Consider the following 20,711-nt stretch of genomic DNA (forward strand, 5'->3'; position numbering starts at 1 on the left):
CCCGCACTGGGGCAAGGCCGCCGTCCCCCGTTCGGGTCACAACACCCGACTCCCCGGACATACCCCGACAACCCCCGGCACGCTGTCGTCCATGCGTGCCGCACCCCCACCCCTCGCCGGAGGCGCCCCCGGCGCCGACGCCCTTCGTCCCCTCCTGGACACCGTCCTCGACGCACTCCGTGCCGGCGCGGAGGAGAGGGGCGGGCCGCTCCCCGCAGGCGGGCCCGAGGCCGTCGCGGCGCGGGTGGCGGCCCTCGGAGCCGTACTCCCCGAGACCGGGACCGGCGCCGGCGAGGCGCTCCGTGCCCTCGTCACCGCCCTCGCCGCCGGCGCCGCCGACCCCGCGCACCCGCTCTGCGCCGCCCACCTCCACACCCCGCCCCTCGCGCTCGCCGCCGCAGCCGATCTCGCCGCCTCCGCGCTCAACCCGTCCATGGACTCCTGGGACCAGGCCCCCGCCGCCTCCGCCCTCGAAGCCCTGGTCACCGCCGCCCTCGCCGCCGAGGTCTTCCCCGCGGCGGAAGCCCCCGACGCCCTCGTCACCACCGGCGGCACCGAGTCCAACCAGCTCGCCCTGCTCCTCGCGCGCGAGCGTCACGCCGGACACGGGGCCGTACGGACCGTCGTCGGGGCCAACGCCCACCACTCCCTCCACCGCGCCGCCTGGCTCCTCGGACTCCCCGCCCCGGTCACGGTCCCCACCCCGCACGGCGTCCTCGAACCGGCCGCCCTGGCCGAGGTCCTGACCACGACCCAAGGCCCCGTCCTCGTCGTCGCCACCGCCGGCACCACCGACGAGGGCCTGATCGACCCGCTCCCGGAGCTCGCCGACGTCGCCGCGGCCCACCGCGCCGAACTCCACGTCGACGCCGCCTACGGAGGCCCCGTCCTCCTCAGCACCGCCCACCGCCGGCTCCTCGACGGCCTCGACCGGGCCCGTACCGTCACCGTCGACCTCCACAAGCTCGGCTGGCAGCCGGCCGCCGCCGGACTCCTCGCCGTACGCGACGCCGCCGACCTCGCCGTCCTCGGCCACACCGCCGACTACCTCAACGCCGACGACGACACCGAGGCCGGGCTCCCCGACCTCCTCGGCCGCTCCCTGCGCACCACCCGCCGACCCGACGTCCTCAAGACGGCCGTCACCCTCCGCGCCCTCGGCCGCTCCGGCCTCGGCGCCCTCGTCGACGCGTGCATGGCCCTCGCCCAGGACCTCGCCGACCTCGTGGAGAAGACCCCCGGCCTCGACCTGCGCGCCCGGCCCACCCTCACGACCGTCCTCTTCCGGCCGGCGGAAGCCACCGACGACACCGTCGCCGCGATCCGCCGCACCCTCCTCGCCGAGGGCCGCGCGGTCCTCGGCCGCGCCGAGGCGGACGGCCGCCTCTGGCTCAAGGCCACCCTGCTCAACCCCCACGCCACCCCCGGCGACCTGGCACAGCTCATCACCCTCGTGGAAGGCAGCACGCACCGATGACCGGCAGCACCGGCAGCACCCCCAAGGACGACGACCTCGACCAGCCCCACGACCTGGTGGGTGTCGGCATCGGCCCCTTCAACCTCTCGCTCGCCGCCCTCGCGCACGGCGTCCCCGGCGGCCTCTCCGCCACCTTCTACGAGCAGCGGCCCGCCTTCCACTGGCACCCCGGCCTCCTCATCGAGGGCGCCACCCTCCAGGTCCCCTTCCTCGCCGACCTGGTGACCCTCGCCGACCCCGCAAGCCCCTGGACCTTCCTCAACTACCTGAAGAGCCGCGAGCGCCTCTTCCCCTTCTACTTCGCCGAGAGGTTCCACATCCAGCGCGCCGAGTACGACGCGTACTGCCGATGGGTCAGCGAGCGGCTCCCCGGGCTCCACTTCGGCCACCAGGTCGACTCCGTCCGCTGGAACCCCGAGCGCCGCCTCTTCGAGGTCGACTTCACCCAGATCGACCCGGACGGCGAGGCCGAGGCCCTCGGTCGCGCCTACACCCGGAACGTCGTCCTCGGCGTCGGCACCGAGCCGTACGTTCCCGAACCCCTCCGGCCGCTCGCCGAGGCCCCCGGCGTCCCCGTGATCCACTCCGCCGACTACCTCGCCCACCGCGAGACGCTCCTCGCCGCCGGTCACGTCACCGTCATCGGCTCCGGCCAGTCCGGCGCCGAGATCTTCCTCGACCTGCTCCGCGCCCGCCCCGCCGGAGCCGAGAAGATCCACTGGCTGGCCCGCACCGAGGCCTTCGCCCCCATGGAGTACTCCAAGCTCGGCCTGGAACACTTCACCCCCGACTACACCCGCTACTTCCACTCCCTGCCCGAGCCCGTACGCGGCGAACTCGTCCCCCGCCAGTGGCAGCTGCACAAGGGCATCGACGCCGACACCATCGCAGCCATCCACGACGAGCTCTACCGCCGCACCCTGCGCGGCGGCTGGCCCGACGCCGTCCTCACCCCCGGAGTCGGCGTCCGCACCGCGGGCCGCGTCGCCACCACCCAGGTCGAACTCCACCTGGAACACCTCCAGCAGGGCACCCGCTCCCGGCTCACCACCGACGCCGTCGTCCTCGCGACCGGCTACCGCGAGCGCCCCGTGGACCGGATGCTCGCCGGACTCGACCCGTACCTGCGCCACGACGCGGCCGGCCGCGCCCGGATCGACGAGCGGTACCGGCTGGTCCTCGATCCCTCCGTCACCGGCTCCGTCTACGTCCAGAACGCCGAGAAGCACACCCATGGTGTCGGCGCCCCCGACCTCGGCCTCGCCGCCTGGCGCAGCGCGACCATCCTCAACGCGGTCACCGGCAAGGAGCCCTACCCGCTGCCGCGCCGCACCGCCTTCACCAGCTTCGGCCTGGAGACACGAGAGGCGCCGAGCATCCCGGCCCAGGACCGGAAGCTGACGCCCCTCGTACAGCATTGACGTACTGACCGACGTACTGACCGACGTACTGACCGACGTACTAGAAGACCGGCACGCCGTCCCGGGTCAGCTTCCAGTCCACCGACGCGAACAGACCCGGGTCGACCGTCCCCTTCGCCTTCACCCACTGGATGATGGTGTTGCGGATCTCGTCCGAGTTCGCCCACAGCTGCTGCGCGTTCGCGACGTGCGGGAACGCGCCGCCGCCGCTCGCCCGGTAGTTGTTGACCGCGAGGACGAACTTCGCGGCCGGGTCGAGCGGCTTGCCCTCGAAGGACAGGTTCACGATCCGCGCACCGGCCGGCTTCGCGATGTCGATCTCGTACGTCAGACCCGACACGGCGTCGTAGTTGTAGTCAGGCGTCCCGGCCGCGTTGGTGAGCAGCGCGGTGTCCACCGGCGCCCCCGCCGCCGTCTGGACGTAGTACTTCGCCGAGTACTCCAGGTACTCCTTCAGCTGGGCACCCGTCATGAGCCGGGCCTCCAGGGTGTTCTCGAACGGGTACAGCCCGGCGGCGTCCTTGATGGTGACCTGGCCGGCCGGGATCCGGGCCGTGCGCGAGAAGCAGGAGGCCTGCGAGAGCACCGGCAGGGCCGCGTGCGCGCCGCCCGCGAGGGCCGCCTTCACCGTCTCCGCCTGGACCACGTTGATCAGGTCGATGATCGGCTCGTCCTTCCACGGCGCGTCGGCCGTGGTCATGGCCGCGGTGGAGGTGCCGATGACCTGATTGACGTACGCGACGACCTTCTCGTGCTCGTCCGCGAGCAGCCCGGTGATCTCCGGGTCCTCCGCCACCGTGTTGGAGTTGAGGACCTGCGCGCCGCACTTCTCGACGACCCAGCGGCCCTTCTCCCACACCAGGTCGAAGTCGATGAGGGTGAGGCGCTGGCCCCACTTGAGCGGCTCGGACAGGACGACGTCCTTGCCGGTCTCCTTGTTCTTCACCCGGTACTCGGGGATCTCGGTGTGCGCGTGGCCGACGAGGATCGCGTCGATGCCCGGCACCTGCTCGGCGACGAGCCCGGCCGCGTTCTCGATGTGGGGGAGCTGGTCACCGTACGAGGACGTGCCGCTGGAGCCGGAGTGCGCCGATACGACGACCACGTCCGCGCCCATCGAGCGCAGCCGCGGCACCCACTTCGCGGCCTGCTCCTCAAGGCCGGGGAAGACCATCTTCCCGGAGACGTTCGCCTTGTCCCAGATGGCGATGCCCGGATTGGTCAGGCCGAGTATCGCGACCTTGACGTCCCTGCCGTGCGGGGTGCGCATCCGGTGCATGCTGTACGGGGCGAAGGCCGGGCGCAGGGTCTTCGCGTCGAGCGCGTTGGCGCCGAGCAGCGGGAAGTCGCACTGCTCCTCGAACTTCCGCAGCACCGGGATGCCGTAGTTGAACTCGTGGTTGCCGAGCGCGGCGGCGTCGTAGCCGATGGCGTTCATCGCCTGGGCCATCGGGTGGACCGGGCCGCCGGCCTGGGTGATGGGGTCGACCTTGGCGTAGTAATAGGACAGCTGGGTGCCCTGGATGGTGTCGCCGGCGTCGATGAGGAGGGTGTTGCGGCGGCCCTTCGCCGCGCGGACCTGGTCGACGAGGGTGGAGATCTTGGCGAGACCGATGTCGTTGTGCGCCTTGTCGTCGAACTCCTTGTCCGTGAAGTAGTCCCAGTTGAAGACGTTGCCGTGCAGGTCGGTCGTCCCCATCACGGTGAACGAGTACCGCTTCGCCGGCTTGGGGCGGCGCCCGTGGGCCTCGGCGGGAGCGACGGCGCCCGCGGTGAGGGCGGCTCCGGCCCCGACGGCCACGGAGCTCTCCAGGAACGTCCGGCGGTTCAACGGCATGTGCTTCTCCTTGGTTCGATGGCGTTGTTCGCGGCGCGCGATCGGACACAGGATCAGGCGCACAACGCGCGTAGATTCTGGCTCAGGCGGCACGTCGGCAACAGCCCTTTCGGGTTACGGAGTGGGAAAGTGTTCGGTGGACGATCGTTACCGAACATGGAGGAGTCAGGACGTGACGCAGGAACACGCGACCCCCGGGGCCCCGCAGGTGACGGTGCGTGGCGAGGGCCGGCTGGAGGTCGACCCCGAGTTCGCCCGGATCTGGGTGAGCGTCTCCGCGCGCGGCACGGACCGCTCGGCGACGCTCACGGAGCTGACCCGGCGGAACGCGCGGGTGCTCGACCTCGTCAAGGCGCAGGGGGAGGCGGTCCAGAAGCTGGAGACGGGCCGGTTCTCGATCTCGCCGGAGCTCGGCAGGCGTGGGCGCGGCGAGCGGGTCCACGCCTTCGTGGGCCGGGTGCGGCTGACGGCCGAGCTGACCGATTTCACGGCCCTCGGGGAGCTGGTGACCCGGCTCGCCGATCTGGAGATGACGGCTGTCGACGGGCCGTGGTGGGAGCTGCGGCCGGACTCCCCGGCGTACGCGGAGGCGCGGCGTCTCGCGGTGACGGAGGCCGTGCAGCGGGCGCGGGCGTACGCGTCGGCCCTCGGCACCTCGCTCGCCTCACTCCTCGAACTCGCGGACGCCGGTCTCGCGGGGCCCGGCATGCCGGGGCTGCCTCCGGTCTTCGCGGCGGCGCCGGCGGGCTTCGCGGCGGAGCGGGCCGGCGAGGCGCCTCCGCTGGACCTCGAACCGCAGCGGCAGACGGTCACGGCCGAGGTCGTCGCGCGCTTCACGATGATGCCGCCCGCACTCTGAGACAAGGGGCGCGAGGGCGCGAAAATCGCTCATCGGAGCACCCCGGTGCACAGATTCAAGACTTGTCAACAGCCTTTCATGGAAAGGTTGTTGAGTAGTCATGTCCCGCCGATTTCCTACTGATGGGTAAGGCCTAGGCTCGACTTATGCGCCGAGCGAAAATCGTTTGTACCCTTGGGCCCGCCACCGAAACATACGACCAGATCAAGGCGTTGATCGAGGCCGGAATGGACGTGGCCCGCTTCAACCTCAGTCACGGCTCGTACGTCGAGCACGAGGAGCGCTACCAGCGCGTACGCAAAGCCTCCGACGAGACGGGCCGCAGCGTCGGTGTCCTCGCCGACCTTCAAGGCCCGAAGATTCGTCTCGGCCGCTTCCGTGACGGCCCCGTACTCCTTGAACGCGGCGACGACTTCACCATCACCGTCGAGCCGATGGAAGGCGACCGCCACTGCTGCGGGACGACCTACTCCGGCCTCGCCGCGGACGTGACCGCCGGTGAGCGCATCCTCGTCGACGACGGCCGCGTCACCCTGGAGGTCACCTCCGTCGAAGGGCCGCGGGTGAACACCCTGGTCATCGAGGGCGGCATGGTCTCCGACCACAAGGGCCTCAACCTGCCCGGCGTCGCCGTCTCCGTACCCGCCCTGTCCGAGAAGGACATCGAGGACCTCCGCTGGGCCCTGCGCATCGGCGCCGACGTCATCGCCCTCTCCTTCGTCCGCAGCGCCCAGGACATCGTGGACGTCCACCGGATCATGGACGAGGAGGGCCGCCGGCTGCCCGTCATCGCCAAGATCGAGAAGCCGCAGGCCGTGGAGAACATCGAGGAGATCGTCGCCGCCTTCGACGGCATCATGGTCGCCCGCGGCGACCTGGGCGTCGAAATGCCCCTGGAGCAGGTGCCGATCGTCCAGAAGCGGGCGGTCAAGCTGGCCAAGCGCAACGCCAAGCCGGTCATCGTCGCCACCCAGATGCTTGACTCGATGATCGAGAACTCCCGCCCCACGCGCGCCGAGGCGAGCGACGTGGCGAACGCGGTCATCGACGGCACCGACGCCGTCATGCTCTCCGGCGAGACGAGCGTCGGCCGCTATCCGATCGAGACGGTCCGCACCATGGGCCGGATCGTCGAGGCCGCGGAGGAGGACGTCCTCGCCAAGGGCCTGCCGCCGCTGACCGAGCGCAACAAGCCCCGCACCCAGGGCGGCGCCGTCGCCCGGGCCGCCGCCGAGATGGGCGACTTCCTCGGGGCCAAGTTCCTCGTGGCCTTCACCCAGTCCGGCGACACGGTCAAGCGGCTCTCCCGCTACCGCTCGCCGATCCCGCTGCTCGCCTTCACGCCGGACCCGGCGACGCGCTCGCAGCTCAACCTCACCTGGGGTGTGGAGACCTTCCTCGGTCCGCACGTCGACTCCACGGACGCGATGGTGGCGCAGGTGGACGAGGAGCTGCTGCGGATCGGGCGCTGCAAGAAGGGCGACATCGTGGTCATCACGGCGGGGTCCCCGCCGGGTGTCGCCGGCTCGACGAACCTGGTCCGGGTCCATCACATCGGCGAGCCCTTGACCTAGGCCGTTCGGCGGAGCGCAGGACGCTCGACTCGCACCTTGGAATCAAAGGTAAAGTGCCCCGGGTGGGATTCGAACCCACGCTGTATGGTGTTTGAGACCACTGCCTCTTCCGCTGGGCTACCGGGGCATCCTTCAAAACGAAGGTCGGTGATCACCCGCCGTGTCCCTACCTTACAGGAGGTGGGTAGGCTCATGGTGAGCTGTATCCGCCTCCGAAACGAGGCCATCGAACGAGGAGCCCGCGTGACCGCCCCCGAGTCGCCCCAGCCCGCCGACGACGCCGAGCCGTCGCACGTCCCGCCGCTGACGACCCGCGTCGTCATCGCCGAGGACGAGGCGCTCATCCGCCTCGACCTCAAGGAAATGCTCGAGGAAGAGGGCTACGAGGTCGTCGGTGAGGCCGGCGACGGCGCCACCGCCGTCGAGCTCGCCCGCGAGCACCGCCCCGACCTCGTCATCCTCGACGTCAAGATGCCCGTCCTCGACGGCATCTCGGCCGCCGAGAAGATCGCGGGCGAGTCCATCGCCCCGGTCCTCATGCTGACCGCCTTCTCGCAGCGCGAGCTCGTCGAGCGGGCGCGGGACGCCGGCGCCATGGCGTACCTGGTGAAGCCGTTCAGCAAGAGCGACGTGGTGCCCGCCATCGAGATGGCCGTCTCCCGCTTCGCCGAGCTGCGCGCGCTGGAGAAGGAGGTCGCCGACCTCTCCCTCCGCCTGGAGACCCGCAAGCTGGTGGACCGCGCCAAGTCGATCCTGCAGACCCAGTACGGGCTTACGGAACCGGCCGCGTTCCGCTGGATCCAGAAGACCTCCATGGACCGGCGCATGTCGATGCAGCAGGTCGCCGAGGCGGTCATCGAGGACGCCGAGGAGAAGAAGGCGGCCAAGGGCCAGTAGCCGGAGCTTTACCGCACGAAAGGAAGGCCCGCCCCACGTCACTGTGGGGCGGGCCTTCCGTCTGTGGTGCGGACCGGGCCGGTCAGTCCTCGCCGAGGTACGCCTTGCGGACGGACTCGTCGTGGAGCAGGTTCTGTCCCGTGCCCGAGAGCACGACCTTGCCGATCTCCATGACGTGACCTTGGTCCGCCAGGGCGAGCGCGGCCTGGGCGTTCTGCTCGACGAGCAGGATCGTGGTGCCCTGGGCCTTCAGCTCCGCGATCGTCGCCATGATCTTCTGCATCATGATCGGCGAGAGACCCATGGAGGGCTCGTCGAGCATGAGCAGCTTCGGCTGGGACATCAGCGCCCGGCCCATGGCGAGCATCTGCTGCTCACCGCCGGAGAGCGTGCCGGCGGCCTGCTTGCGACGCTCGCCCAGGATCGGGAAGAGGTCGTAGGCGCGCTGGACGTCCTTGGCGATGCCCGCGGTGTCCTTCCGGAGGAAGGCGCCGAGGAGGAGGTTCTCCTCGATGGTCATGCGGGGGAAGATGTGCCGGCCCTCGGGGGAGTGGGCCAGACCCAGCGAGACGATCTTGTGCGCGGGGATCTTGCGGAGGGACTTGCCCTCGAACTTGATCTGGCCGCCGACCGGCTTGAGGAGCCCGGAGAGGGTCCGCAGGGTGGTGGTCTTCCCGGCGCCGTTGGTGCCGATGAGGGTGACGACCTCACCGGCGTTGACCGAGAAGGAGATGCCCTTGACGGCCTCGATCTTCCCGTAGGCGACGCGCAGGTCCTCGACTTCGAGCAGTGCGGTCATGCGTCGTTCTCCTTGCCCGAAGCAGGGTCGTGCGGGGTGGCCTCCGAGGACTCCGGGGCGTCGGCGGCCTCAGGGGCGTCCTCGGCGGGGGCCTCGTCGGCGTCCTCCTCCGAAGGCACGTCCTCCTCCGAAGGCGCGTCCTCCTCGGCGGGCGCGTCCTTGGAGAGCGCGTCCTTCGCGGGGGCCTCCTTGGCGGGGGCCTCCACCTCCGGCGTGCTCTCCGCGACGGGCTCGCCCAGGTACGCGGCGATGACCCGCTCGTCGCTCTGGACGGTCTGGCTGTCGCCCTCGATCAGCTTCTGGCCCTGGACGAGCACGGCGACCCGGTCGCAGAGGTTGAAGATGAACCGCATGTCGTGCTCGATGACGAGCACGGCGATGCCCATGTCCCGGATGGCGAAGATGAGTTCCTCCGCCGCCCGCGTCTCCTGCGGGTTCATGCCGGCGGTGGGCTCGTCGAGCAGGATCAGACCGGGGTCGCTCGCGAGGGCGCGGGCGATCTCCAGCTTGCGCTGCTCTCCGTACGGGAGGTTCTTGGCGAGGTGCTGCGCCTTGTCCTGGAGGCCGATGAACTCCAGGAGCTCCATGGCCCGCTCGGTCGCCTCCGCCTCGGCCTTCTTGAAGCCGGGCAGACGGAGAAGCGCCGACCAGAGGCCCTGCTTCATCCGGGTGTGGCGTCCGACGAGGACGTTCTCCAGGACCGTCATGTTGTGGAACAGACGGATGTTCTGGAAGGTACGGGCGATGCCGGCGTCGGTGACCTTGTACGACGTGGGCGGCAGGACCGTGCCCTTGTACCGGACCTCACCCTCGGTGGGGACGTAGAGACCGGTGAGGCAGTTGAAGAAGGTGGTCTTGCCGGCGCCGTTGGGGCCGATGAGACCGACGATCTCGCCGCTGTTGACGGTCAGGTTCACATCGCGGACGGCGGTGAGGCCGCCGAATCGCATGGTGACCCCGCGTGCGTCGAGAACGGCCTCGCCGGCGGTCGGCGCGGTGGTCGCGTCGGCGGTCTTCGTGGTGGTCGTCATGGTTCAGGCACCTGCCTTCGCGAGCGGGGCGGGCGTCTCGTCGTTCTCGTGGAACTCCAGCTGGTTGCGCCGGTTGGCGATCATGCCCTCCGGGCGGAAGCGCATGAGCAGGATCAGCGCGACGCCGAAGGCGAAGAGCTGGTACTCGCCCATGAACTGGAGCTTGTTGGGAATGAGGAAGAGCAGCGAGGCACCGACCAGCGGGCCGCTCATCGTGCCCATGCCGCCGAGGACGACGGCCGCGAGCAGGAAGGCGGAGTTGGGCGGGATCGGACCGGCGAACAGGTACTGCTCCGGCGTCACCGTGTAGGTGACGTGGGCCTGCACGGTGCCGGCGAGACCGGCGAGCGAGGCGCCGAGCGCGAAGGCGATGAGCTTGACCCGGAAGCCGTTGATGCCCATGGCGAGCGCCGCGGTCTCGTCCTCGCGGATGGCGACCCAGGCGCGGCCGATGCGGGAGTCGCCGCTGCGCCGGAAGACCAGCACGACGACCGCCATGATCAGCAGCATCAGGAAGAAGTAGTTCGCGAAGCGGCCGATGGTGAATCCGGCGATCGCGTGCTCCGCGCCGAAGTCGAACCCGAAGATGTTCAGGTTCGGGATGGACGCGATGCCGTTGGAGCCGTTGGTGATGTCCGGACCGGAGGTGCCGTCGGTGTTCATGACGGCGATGCGGAAGATCTCACCGAAACCGAGCGTCACGATGGCGAGGTAGTCGCCGCGCAGCCGCAGGGTCGGGGCGCCGATGAGGACACCGAAGACCAGGGAGGCTCCGGCGCCGACCAGGACGGCGGCCCAGAAGGGGAAGTGCACGCCGAACGGGGAGGTCGGGGCTCCCGAGACGAGGGCGGCCGCGTAGGCGCCGACGCCGAGGAAGGCGACGTAACCGAGGTCGAGGAGACCGGCGAGGCCGACGACGATGTTCAGGCCCAGGGCGACTGTGGCGAAGATCAGGATGTAGACACCGAGCGTCGCGTACTGGTCGTCGGTCTGGGTGAAGGGGAAGAGCGCCGCCGCGGTGAACGCGCCCGCGATGGTGAGGTTCTGGTGCTTCTTGGTGAGCTGCGTGGCCTGCTGCATGAGGCCCGACTTGCTGATTGCGGCGAAGCCGACGCCGGCCGTGATCAGGAAGCCGAGGAACAGCTCGTCGTACTCGGTGCCGACGCCGTAGGTGAAGACGCCGAGCGCCACGGCGAGGATGCCCGTGATGATCAGGATCTCGACCGAGGAGTGCATCGGGGGCAGCTTGCGGGCGGTGCCGGTGGCGGCGAAGGCGCCCTTGAAGGCCGTCCAGCCGTTGCCGGCGCGGTGCTTGAACTGGTCCCAGCCGGTGTCCTCGGGGTCCACGGGGTGCACCGCGGGCCGCTCGAAGGGAAGGGCGAGGGCGCCGAGAAGGGTGATCAGGGTGGCGAGGGCGACGATCGCGCCGCCCGGCTCCAGGTTGACTGGCCCGCCCAGCGAGATGCTGATCGCGGCGACGGTGTACCAGGTGGTGCCGAAGGCGGCGAGCGCGGCGACCTTGACGGCCGCGTCGGCGCCGGCCGGGGTCAGCCAGCGGGTGCCCTTGACGCCGTACGAGGAGAGGGCGAAGAGGGCGGTGAGCAGACCCAGGACAAGAACCTGGAGCTGGAGGCCGGCCGGGGAGCCGTAGTACGTGAGGTCGCCGGGGAACGTGGGCGTCCAGGTCCAGGCGAGGAAGCAGCTGGCGACCGTGAGGACGGCGCCGCCCAGGACGAGCGCGCGGGCGGCCTTCGCCGGCACGAAGCCGATCAGACCGGTCGCCTCGTCACGCTTGGAGACCGATGGTGCCTGGGGGTTCTCGGAGATGGTGGTCATGGTGCTCACGCCCTGTCCGCGACGCGCTCGCCCAGGAGGCCTTGTGGCCGGGCGAGGAGTACGACGATGAGGAGTACGAAGGCCCAGACGTCGGCCCAGGACTGGCCGCCGAGCTGCTCCATACCGGGGATGTGGCTGACGTACGCCGTCGCCATGGTCTCGGCGATACCGAGGACGACTCCGCCGATCATGGCTCCGTAGATGTTGCCGATACCGCCGAGGACGGCGGCCGTGAAGGCCTTGAGTCCGAGGAGGAAGCCCATCTTGTAATCGACGACGCCGTACTTGAGGCCGTAGGCGACGGCGCCGACGGCGGCCATCGCGGCGCCGAGGGCGAACGCGATCACGATGATCCGGTCGGTGTTGACACCCATGAGCTTCGCGGTGTCCGGGTCCTGCGCCGTGGCCTGCATGCCGCGGCCGACGCGGGTGCGCATCACGAAGAAGGCGAGGACGGCCATGCAGATCGGGGCGGCGATCAGGAGGAAGACGTCACCGGTCTGGATGGTGATCGGGCCGAGCTCGATCGGGCCGCCGGGGATCTGCGGGAAGGTCCGGGCGGACTTCGCCTCGGGGTACCACACCCACACCGCGTACTGCAGGGCGAGCGAGAGACCGATGGCCGTGATGAGCGGGGCGAGGCGGGGGCCGCCGCGCAGCGGACGGTAGGCGAACCGTTCCGCTCCGACGGCTATGGTCGTCGCGACGAGCACGGCACCGATGATCATGACGGGCAGCGCGACCCACATGCTGGTGCCGCCGGGCAGGATGAGCCAGACCGTGAGCGCCCCGAAGCCGCCGGTCATGAAGATCTCGCCATGGGCGAAGTTGATGAGCTGGACGATGCCGTAGACCATCGTGTAGCCGACGGCGACGAGCCCGTACATGGATCCCAGTAGCAGGCCGTTGACCAGCTGCTGCGGCAGTTCGTTCACCGCATTGTCCTCCGAGACTTTCGACGGATGTGACACCGCGCGGGGAGCCTGGTGCGGCCCCCCGCGCGGTGAAAGTGGTGCTGAATGGTGCTGGTGGTGCGGAGTGGGGAGGCGGATCAGCCGCCGAAGGTCCCGGACTCGACCGGCTTGAACGCGCCGCCCTCGACCTTGTAGACGGTCAGCTGCTTGTTGGTGGTGTCACCGAACTCGTCGAAGGAGACCTTGCCGGTCACACCCTCGAAGGAGACGCCCTGCATGGCCTCGACGACCTTGGCGCGCTCGGGGACCTTGCCGCCGTTGCCCTCGGTGGCCTTCTTGACGGCCTCGATGATCGCCCAGGTGGAGTCGTAGGCGTAGCCACCGTAGGCCTCGTAGGCCTCCTTGTAGCCCTTGGCCTTGTAGTTGGTCAGGAACTCCTTGGCGGAGGCGAGCTCCTCGATCGGCGAGCCGACGGAGGTGGCGATGTCGCCGTTGGTCGCGGCCGCGCCGCCGAGCTTCACGTACTCGGGGCTGAAGATCGCGTCGCCACCGACGACGGTGACCTTCGCGCCGGCTTCCTTGATCTGCTTGGCCAGCGGGCCGGCGGCCGGGTACTCGCCACCGTAGTAGACGACGTCGGCGCCGGAGCTCTTCACCTTGGTCGCGACCGCGGAGAAGTCCTTGGTGTCGGGGTTGATGTGCTCGGTGCCGAGGACCTTGCCGCCGAGCTTCTCGAACTCGCCCTTGAAGGTGCCCGCGAGGCCGGCGCCGTAGGTCTTCTTGTCATCGATGATGAAGGCCTTGGTCTTCTTGGCCTTGTTGAAGACGTACTGGGCGGCGAACGGGCCCTGGATGGCGTCCGTGGTGGCGGTGCGGAAGTACGACTTGTAGCCGCGCTTCTTGTCGCCGGAGGACCAGTTGACACCCTGGGTCAGGGCCGGGTTGGTGTTGGCCGGGGAGACCTGCACCAGCTTCGCGTCGTCGAAGACCTTCTGCATCGACTCGGCGACGGAGGAGTTCAGCGGGCCGACGACGCCGAGGACGCTCTTGTCGGCGACGAACTTGACCGCGTTCTGCTGGCCGGCGGAGGGCTGCGCCTGGTCGTCCAGGGACTCCAGCTTGAAGGTCACGCCCTTGACGTAGGCCTTCTCGTTGGCCGTCTTGACCGCGAGGTCGGCCGAGTTCTTGATGCCGAGGCCGAGGGCGGACAGCTCACCGGTGAGCGGAGCGTCGAGACCGATGGTCACGGTGACGTTGCCACCGTCGCCGTTCTCGGCGGCGCCGCCCTTGTCGTCACGCGATCCGCAGGCGGTGAGGGTGAGTGCACCCGCGGTGACCGCGGTGGTGAGTATGAGCAACGAACGGTTTCGCACGAAGGGTCCTTTCCCTGGCGCGGCCCCCTCGGATGAGGCGGTGCCGTGAAGCTGCGGAGCGAGGGGTGCCGTTGTCGAGCGCCGGGCCGTACTGGGTGGTACAGGGCCGTGCCGTTAGGACGCGCCCGGCGGCGCGGTGACTGGCGGTGACTCTAAGCGCAGGTGGGGAGGGTCGGGGAGCGCCGAGGACATGATGTGACTGTCTTGTTATGCCGACGGGGAAAGAGTGTGCGCGGCGACAGGGAATACCGGGGCATAGGGGTTGGTATTGAGGTGTTCACATAGTGAGAACATGCAGTTCCGCTAAGGGGCTTGAGGTTTTTTGGTACTGACGGTCCGCTGAGCGAACTCTCCGGATATCGGACAGTGGCAGAAACCTCAGCGGACGAATCAGCCCTTCCGTTCCTCTCGATTTCTCCCCGTTCACCTCCCGAACGAAGATCACGGAGAGTGACAGTGGGCGGAATCGAAGAGGGGACGACGAAGGGGCGGCACCCTGCCGGGTGCCGCCCCTTGATCGTCGGTCCGTGTGCGTCAGCCGCCCGCGACGATCCCCGCGTCCTTCGCCGTGACCTCGCGCAGCAGGCAGGTCAGCCGAGCCGAGCAGACCCGCCTGCCCTCCTCGTCGCTGATCACGATCTCGTACGTGGCGGTGGACCGCCCGCGGTGCACGGGGGTCGCCACGCCCGTCACGAGGCCGCTGCGCACCCCGCGGTGATGGGTGCAGTTGAGGTCGACGCCGACCGCGATCCTGGACACCCCGCCGTGCAGCATCGAGCCGATGGAGCCCAGCGTCTCGGCGAGCACCGCGGAGGCGCCGCCGTGCAGCAGCCCGTACGGCTGCGTGTTGCCCTCCACCGGCATCGTGCCGACGACCCGCTCGGCCGAGGCCTCCAGGATCTGCACGCCCATCCGGTTGCCGAGGTGCCCGGCGGAGAAGAGCGCGGGCAGGTCGACTCCCAGTGCCGCGTACTCGTCGATGACCTCCTGCGGGAACTTCACGTGCTGCTGTTCGCCCATGGACCGGCTCCGTTCGTCTCTGTACGGCTGCGTGTCGCGTTCCGACCCGCCTGAGCAAACGCTTAGGCGGACTGCGATTGTTCCAGACGGACGATCACGGACTTGCTGGCGGGTGTGTTGCTGACGTCCGCCGTGGACTCCAGCGGGACGAGCACGTTCGTCTCCGGGTAGTAGGCCGCCGCACAGCCCCGCGACGTCGGGTAGTGCACCACCCGGAAGCCGGGCGCCCGCCGCTCGGTCCCGTCCGTCCACTCGCTCACCAGATCCGTGTACGCCCCGTCGGCGAGCCCGAGCGCCGCCGCGTCCTCGGGGTGGACGAGGACGACCCGGCGGCCGCCCTTGATGCCCCGGTAGCGGTCGTCCAGGCCGTAGATCGTGGTGTTGTACTGGTCGTGCGAGCGGAGCGTCTGGAGCAGCAGCCGGCCCTCCGGCACCTTCGGGTACTCGACGGGCGCGGCCGTGAAGTTGGCCTTGCCGGTCTTCGTGGGGAAGCGGCGCTCGTCGCGCGGGCCGTGCGGCAGCGCGAAGCCGCCGGCGTTCGCCGCGAGACGGGCGTTGAAGTCCTCGAAACCGGGCACCACGCGCGCGATGCGGTCCCGGATCGTGGCGTAGTCGGCCTCGAACTCCTCCCAGGGCGTGGCGGATCCGTCCCCGAGGGCGGCCCGCGCCATGCGCGCCACGATCGCCGGCTCGGACAGCAGGTGCGGGCTCGCCGGCGGCAGATTGCCGCGCGAGGCGTGCACCAGACTCATCGAGTCCTCGACCGTCACGATCTGGCGGCCGCTCTTCTGCACGTCCTTGTCCGTGCGCCCGAGCGTGGGCAGGATCAGCGCGCGCGTGCCCGTGACCGCGTGCGAGCGGTTCAGCTTCGTCGAGACATGGACGGTCAGCCGGGCCTGCCGCATCGCCGCCTCCGTCACCTCCGTGTCGGGGGTCGCCCCCACGAAGTTGCCGCCCATCGCGAAGAACACCTTCGCCTCGCCGTCGCGCAGCGCCTGGATCGAGCGGACCACGTCGTAGCCGTGGTGGCGCGGCGAGACGATCCCGAACTCCTTGTCCAGGGCGTCGAGGAAGGCCGGCGCGGGGCGCTCGAAGATCCCCATCGTCCGGTCGCCCTGCACGTTCGAATGGCCCCGCACCGGGCACACGCCCGCGCCCGGCCGCCCGATGTTCCCGCGCAGCAGAAGGAAGTTGACCACCTCGCGGATGGTCGGCACGGAGTGCTTGTGCTGGGTGAGGCCCATCGCCCAGCAGACGATCGTCCGCTCCGACGCGAGCACCATCTCCAGGGCCCGTTCGATCTCGGCGCGGTCGAGACCGGTCGCGGCGAGCGTCTCGTCCCAGTCGGCCGCCCGCGCCGCCGCCGTGAACTCCTCGTACCCGTGGGTGTGTTCCCGTACGAACTCCTCGTCGACCGCCCCGGGCGTCTCCAGTACCAGCTTGTTGAGGAGCCGGAAGAGGGCCTGGTCGCCGCCTATCCGGATCTGGAGGAAGAGGTCGGTGAGCGCGGCGCCCTTGAGCATGCCCTGCGGGGTCTGCGGGTTCTTGAACTTCTCCAGACCGGCCTCGGGCAGCGGATTGACCGAGATGATCTTCGCGCCCGCGGCCTTCGCCTTCTCCAGGGCGGAGAGCATCCGGGGGTGGTTCGTGCCCGGGTTCTGCCCCGCCACGACGATCAGGTCGGCCCGGTGCAGGTCCTCAAGGGAGACGCTGCCCTTGCCGATCCCGATGGTCTCGGTCAGCGCCGAACCGGAGGACTCGTGGCACATGTTGGAGCAGTCCGGCAGGTTGTTCGTGCCGAACTCGCGGGCGAAGAGCTGGAGCAGGAACGCGGCCTCGTTGCTGGTCCGGCCCGACGTGTAGAACAGCGCCTCGTCGGGGGAGCCCAGGGCCCGGAGCTCCTCGGCGATGATCGCGAAGGCCCGCTCCCAGGTCACCGGCTCGTACCGCTCGCCGCCCTCCGGCAGCAGCATGGGCTGGGTGATCCGGCCCTGCTGGCCCAGCCAGTACCCGCTGCGGGTCGCCAGGTCCGCCACCGGATGCGCGGCGAAGAACTCCGGGGTCACCCGGCGCAGCGTCGCCTCCTCGGCGACCGCCTTCGCGCCGTTCTCGCAGAACTCGGCGACGTGCCTCTTGTCCTCCTCCGGCCACGCGCAGCCGGGGCAGTCGAAGCCGTCCTTCTGGTTGACCTTGAGCAGGGTGCGCGCGGTGCGCCGCAGCCCCATCTGCTCCCGCGCGATCCGCAGCGTGTGCCCGATGGCGGGCAGGCCCGCTGCGGCGTGCTGCGGCGGCGTGACCTGCGGTGCGTCCTGTACCGGGTCACCGGCCGGGGGCTTGCTGACCATCGCGCTCTCCCTTGAGCGGTAATCCTGTGGCGTACGTCTCCGATCCTGTCACGCGCCACTGACGGAGGGGCGGGCCGGGCAGTGCGACGGGGCATGTGCGACCGGGAATGTCAGTGGGGCGTGGGAGGATCGTTCCGTGGCCGAGACAGCATCGAAGAAGACCGAGAAGACCGAAGCGGACCGCCCGCGACTCCTCCTCATGGACGGGCACTCCCTGGCGTACCGCGCGTTCTTCGCGCTGCCCGCGGAGAACTTCACCACCGCTACGGGCCAGCCGACGAACGCGATCTATGGTTTCGCCTCGATGCTGGCGAACACCCTCCGCGACGAGGCGCCCACGCACTTCGCGGTGGCGTTCGACGTGTCCCGCAAGACCTGGCGGTCCGAGGAGTTCCCGGAGTACAAGGCGAACCGCTCGAAGACCCCCGACGAGTTCAAGGGGCAGGTCGAGCTGATCGGCGAGCTCCTCGACGCGATGAACGTGCCGCGCTTCGCCGTCGACGGCTTCGAGGCCGACGACGTCATCGCGACCCTCACCACCCAGGCCGAGGCCGAGGGCTTCGACGTCCGGATCTTCACCGGCGACCGGGACTCCTTCCAACTGGTCTCCGACCGCACCACCGTGATCTACCCCACCAAGGGCGTCTCCGAGGTCACCCACTTCACCCCGGAGAAGGTCCAGGAGAAGTACGGCCTGACCCCCTCGCAGTACCCCGACTTCGCCGCCCTGCGCGGCGACCCGTCCGACAACCTCCCCGGCATCCCCGGCGTCGGCGAGAAGACCGCCGCCAAGTGGATCAACCAGTTCGGTTCGTTCGACGAGCTCGTCGAACGCGCCGAGGAGGTCAAGGGCAAGGCCGGCCAGAACTTCCGCGACCACCTGGAGTCGGTGAAGCTCAACCGCCGCCTGACCGCGATGGTCACGGACGTCGAGCTGCCGAAGGGCGTCACGGACCTCGCCCGCGAGCCGTACGACCGCGGGGCGGTCGCCCTCGTCCTCGACACCCTGGAGATCCGCAACCCCTCGCTGCGCGAGCGGCTCCTCGCCGTCGACCCGGGTGCCGCCGAGGACACCGCCCCGGCCCCGGAGGCGGGCGTCGAGATCGACGGCACCGTCCTCGGCGCCGGCGAGCTCGCCCCCTGGCTCGCCGAGCACGGCGCCGAGCCCCTCGGCATCGCCACCGTCGACAGCTGGGCCCTCGGCACGGGGAACGTGAGCGAGGTCGCCCTCGCCGCCGCCGGGGGAGCCGCCGCCTGGTTCGAGCCCAGCGCCCTCGACGAGACCGACGAGCGGGCCTGGGCCGCGTGGATCGCCGACCCGGCCCGCCCGAAGGTCATGCACAACGCCAAGGGCGCCATGCGGGTCTTCCCCGAGCACGGCTGGAGCATCGCGGGCGTCACCATGGACACCGCCCTCGCCGCCTACCTCGTCAAGCCAGGCCGGCGCTCCTTCGCGCTCGACGCGCTCTCCGTCGAGTACCTCCACCGCGAGCTCGCCCCGGCCGCCGCCGCCGACGGCCAGCTCGCCTTCGGCGCCGACGACACCGCCGAGGCCGAGGCCCTCATGACCCAGGCCCGCGCGGTCCTCGACCTCGCCGACGCCTTCGACGAGCGGCTCGGCGAGGTCGGGGCCCGCGAGCTCCTCCACGACGTCGAGCTGCCCACCTCCGTCCTCCTCGCCCGCCTGGAGCGGCACGGCATCGCCGCCGACCGCGACCACCTGGAGGCCATGGAGCAGCAGTTCGCCGGCGCCGTGCAGCAGGCCGTGAAGGAGGCGCACGCCTCCGTCGGCCACGAGTTCAACCTCGGCTCGCCCAAGCAGCTCCAGGAGGTCTTCTTCGGCGAGCTGAACCTGCCGAAGACCAAGAAGACCAAGACCGGGTACACGACGGACGCCGACGCGCTCGCCTGGCTGGCCGGCCAGACCGAGCACGACCTGCCCGTGATCATGCTCCGCCACCGCGAGCAGGCCCGGCTCCGCTCCACCGTCGAAGGCCTGATCAAGACCGTCGCCGCCGACGGCCGGATCCACACCACCTTCAGTCAGACGGTCGCTGCCACCGGACGCCTCTCGTCCACCGACCCGAACCTGCAGAACGTGCCGGTGCGCACGGACGAGGGCCGGGCCATCCGGCACGGCTTCGTCGTCGGCGAGGGCTACGAGGCCCTCATGACCGCCGACTACAGCCAGATCGAGCTGCGGGTCATGGCCCACCTCTCCGAGGACGAGGGCCTCATCGAGGCCTTCGCCTCCGGCGAGGACCTGCACACCACGGTCGCCTCCCAGGTCTTCGGTGTCGAGCGGTCCGCCGTCGACGCCGAGATGCGCCGCAAGATCAAGGCCATGTCGTACGGGCTGGCCTACGGCCTCTCCGCCTTCGGCCTCGCGCAGCAGCTGAGCATCGACCCGGGCGAGGCCGCCGGCCTGCGGGACACCTACTTCGAGCGCTTCGGCGGGGTACGGGACTACCTGCGCCGGGTCGTCGACGAGGCCCGCGCCACCGGCTACACGGAGACCATCCTCGGCCGCCGCCGCTACCTGCCGGACCTCAACAGCGACAACCGGCAGCGCCGCGAGTCCGCCGAGCGGATGGCGCTCAACGCCCCGATCCAGGGCACGGCCGCCGACATCGTCAAGGTCGCCATGCTCAATGTCGACAGGGCACTGACGGAGGCGGGCCTCGCCTCCCGGATGCTCCTCCAGGTCCACGACGAAATCGTGCTCGAACTCGCCCCCGGCGAGCGCGAGCAGGTCGAGGCCCTGGTCCGCGAACAGATGTCCGCCGCGGCAGACCTCCGAGCCCCACTCGACGTCTCCGTCGGCGTAGGCCACGACTGGGACTCGGCGGCCCACTGACGCAGGGGGCGCGCGCCCACAGTGCGGCCCGCCCGGGGTGTGGGCCCGCGCCTTGCCCGTGTGGGCCCGCGCCCGCCCGTGCGGGCCAGGCCCGCCGCGGGCCCCCGCTGTGGACCGTCGCCCCCCCGTGTGGGCAATCGTCCCGCAGGGCGGGACGGGTGGGCACACGGGACGGCGCCCCCTGCCGGGCCTAGGCTTCGGCGCCGGTACGGTACGTCCCCGGGCCCGCGACCAGTGCGGACCGGTCCTGGGATGTGCGCCAGGTGGACCAGTCAGGGGGCGGGCCGACGGTCGGGCTCCCAACACTGGGGAGCATGATCACGAGCCGCCGCTCCCGCCTCCGGGCCTGGGCCCTCCTAGGGGCGCTCCTCGGAGCATCGGGCACCACCTGGCCCGCCGAGGCACACCAGGCCCCCGCCCTCTGCACCTCGTCCCAAGACCCCGCCCTGGCGACCCGGATGTCCCAGGACA

The 20,711-nt window shown here is 70.3% G+C and carries 14 protein-coding genes and 1 tRNA gene; 6 read left to right on the forward strand and 9 right to left on the reverse strand.

What is annotated here, in order from left to right; all coding sequences use genetic code 11:
- Positions 1-91 precede the first annotated feature (91 nt).
- Together OG357_RS29690 and OG357_RS29695 are read left to right on the forward strand one after the other, a co-directional pair.
- On the forward strand, positions 92-1,477 hold the full coding sequence (locus OG357_RS29690) for a pyridoxal phosphate-dependent decarboxylase family protein (protein ID WP_329624061.1): 1,386 nt from the start codon (positions 92-94) through the stop codon (positions 1,475-1,477).
- Positions 1,474-2,898 (forward strand): lysine N(6)-hydroxylase/L-ornithine N(5)-oxygenase family protein, encoded by a 1,425-nt coding sequence (locus OG357_RS29695; protein WP_329624062.1) that lies wholly within the window; start codon positions 1,474-1,476, stop codon positions 2,896-2,898. The genes OG357_RS29690 and OG357_RS29695 overlap by 4 nt, the downstream gene beginning before the upstream one ends.
- 40 nt (positions 2,899-2,938) lie before the next feature.
- On the opposite strand, the gene OG357_RS29700 is transcribed toward OG357_RS29695, so the two are convergent.
- Positions 2,939-4,735 (reverse strand): bifunctional metallophosphatase/5'-nucleotidase, encoded by a 1,797-nt coding sequence (locus OG357_RS29700; RefSeq protein ID WP_329624063.1) that lies wholly within the window; start codon positions 4,733-4,735, stop codon positions 2,939-2,941.
- A gap of 172 nt (positions 4,736-4,907) precedes the next feature.
- Between OG357_RS29700 and OG357_RS29705 the strand changes: the two genes are divergently transcribed.
- On the forward strand, positions 4,908-5,594 hold the full coding sequence (locus OG357_RS29705; protein ID WP_329624064.1) for an SIMPL domain-containing protein: 687 nt from the start codon (positions 4,908-4,910) through the stop codon (positions 5,592-5,594).
- Positions 5,595-5,740: 146 nt separating this feature from the next.
- Positions 5,741-7,168: a pyruvate kinase gene (pyk, locus tag OG357_RS29710; RefSeq protein WP_329624065.1), complete on the forward strand. Its 1,428-nt coding sequence runs from the start codon at positions 5,741-5,743 to the stop codon at positions 7,166-7,168.
- Positions 7,169-7,222: 54 nt separating this feature from the next.
- Here pyk and OG357_RS29715 read toward each other — a convergent pair.
- Positions 7,223-7,295: transfer RNA gene (locus tag OG357_RS29715), tRNA-Leu, on the reverse strand.
- 116 nt (positions 7,296-7,411) lie between these two features.
- On the opposite strand from OG357_RS29715, the gene OG357_RS29720 reads away from it, so the two are divergent.
- Positions 7,412-8,065, forward strand: coding sequence for an ANTAR domain-containing response regulator (locus OG357_RS29720; protein ID WP_317594233.1), 654 nt, complete (start codon positions 7,412-7,414; stop codon positions 8,063-8,065).
- A gap of 82 nt (positions 8,066-8,147) precedes the next feature.
- On the opposite strand, the gene OG357_RS29725 is transcribed toward OG357_RS29720, so the two are convergent.
- The 7 genes from OG357_RS29725 to OG357_RS29755 form a co-directional block, all read right to left on the reverse strand.
- A complete protein-coding gene (locus OG357_RS29725; RefSeq protein ID WP_030325214.1) occupies positions 8,148-8,864 on the reverse strand; it encodes an ABC transporter ATP-binding protein in 717 nt (238 codons plus the stop codon).
- On the reverse strand, positions 8,861-9,895 hold the full coding sequence (locus OG357_RS29730) for an ABC transporter ATP-binding protein (protein ID WP_329624066.1): 1,035 nt from the start codon (positions 9,893-9,895) through the stop codon (positions 8,861-8,863). Before OG357_RS29730 ends, OG357_RS29725 begins: the two co-directional genes overlap by 4 nt.
- A 3-nt stretch (positions 9,896-9,898) precedes the next feature.
- A complete protein-coding gene (locus OG357_RS29735) occupies positions 9,899-11,731 on the reverse strand; it encodes a branched-chain amino acid ABC transporter permease (RefSeq protein WP_329624067.1) in 1,833 nt (610 codons plus the stop codon).
- Positions 11,732-11,736: 5 nt separating this feature from the next.
- Positions 11,737-12,666 (reverse strand): branched-chain amino acid ABC transporter permease, encoded by a 930-nt coding sequence (locus tag OG357_RS29740; protein ID WP_317594229.1) that lies wholly within the window; start codon positions 12,664-12,666, stop codon positions 11,737-11,739.
- Between the two features lie 116 nt (positions 12,667-12,782).
- Entirely contained in the window at positions 12,783-14,018 is a 1,236-nt protein-coding gene (locus OG357_RS29745; protein ID WP_329624068.1) for a branched-chain amino acid ABC transporter substrate-binding protein, read from the reverse strand.
- 534 nt (positions 14,019-14,552) lie between these two features.
- The gene (locus OG357_RS29750) at positions 14,553-15,038 is read right to left on the reverse strand and encodes a hotdog fold thioesterase (protein WP_329624069.1); all 486 of its coding nucleotides are present in this window, start codon (positions 15,036-15,038) and stop codon (positions 14,553-14,555) included.
- A 62-nt stretch (positions 15,039-15,100) separates the two neighbouring features.
- A complete protein-coding gene (locus tag OG357_RS29755) occupies positions 15,101-17,383 on the reverse strand; it encodes an FdhF/YdeP family oxidoreductase (RefSeq protein WP_329624070.1) in 2,283 nt (760 codons plus the stop codon).
- A 136-nt stretch (positions 17,384-17,519) separates the two neighbouring features.
- Between OG357_RS29755 and polA the strand changes: the two genes are divergently transcribed.
- Positions 17,520-20,240 carry a DNA polymerase I gene (gene polA / locus OG357_RS29760; protein WP_329624071.1) on the forward strand — a complete coding sequence of 907 codons (2,721 nt, stop codon included), beginning with the start codon at positions 17,520-17,522 and terminating at the stop codon, positions 20,238-20,240.
- Positions 20,241-20,711 lie beyond the last annotated feature (471 nt).

Source organism: Streptomyces sp. NBC_01255 (assembly GCF_036226445.1).
Classification (GTDB): domain Bacteria; phylum Actinomycetota; class Actinomycetes; order Streptomycetales; family Streptomycetaceae; genus Streptomyces.

Coding starts and splice junctions, on each gene's coding strand:
- OG357_RS29690 (WP_329624061.1), top strand. CDS start 92: ATGCGTGCCGCACCCCCACCCCTCGCCGGAGGCGCCCCCGGCGCCGAC.
- OG357_RS29755 (WP_329624070.1), bottom strand. CDS start 17,383: ATGGTCAGCAAGCCCCCGGCCGGTGACCCGGTACAGGACGCACCGCAG.
- OG357_RS29695 (WP_329624062.1), top strand. CDS start 1,474: ATGACCGGCAGCACCGGCAGCACCCCCAAGGACGACGACCTCGACCAG.
- OG357_RS29725 (WP_030325214.1), bottom strand. CDS start 8,864: ATGACCGCACTGCTCGAAGTCGAGGACCTGCGCGTCGCCTACGGGAAG.
- OG357_RS29730 (WP_329624066.1), bottom strand. CDS start 9,895: ATGACGACCACCACGAAGACCGCCGACGCGACCACCGCGCCGACCGCC.
- OG357_RS29750 (WP_329624069.1), bottom strand. CDS start 15,038: ATGGGCGAACAGCAGCACGTGAAGTTCCCGCAGGAGGTCATCGACGAG.
- OG357_RS29700 (WP_329624063.1), bottom strand. CDS start 4,735: ATGCCGTTGAACCGCCGGACGTTCCTGGAGAGCTCCGTGGCCGTCGGG.
- pyk (WP_329624065.1), top strand. CDS start 5,741: ATGCGCCGAGCGAAAATCGTTTGTACCCTTGGGCCCGCCACCGAAACA.
- OG357_RS29735 (WP_329624067.1), bottom strand. CDS start 11,731: ATGACCACCATCTCCGAGAACCCCCAGGCACCATCGGTCTCCAAGCGT.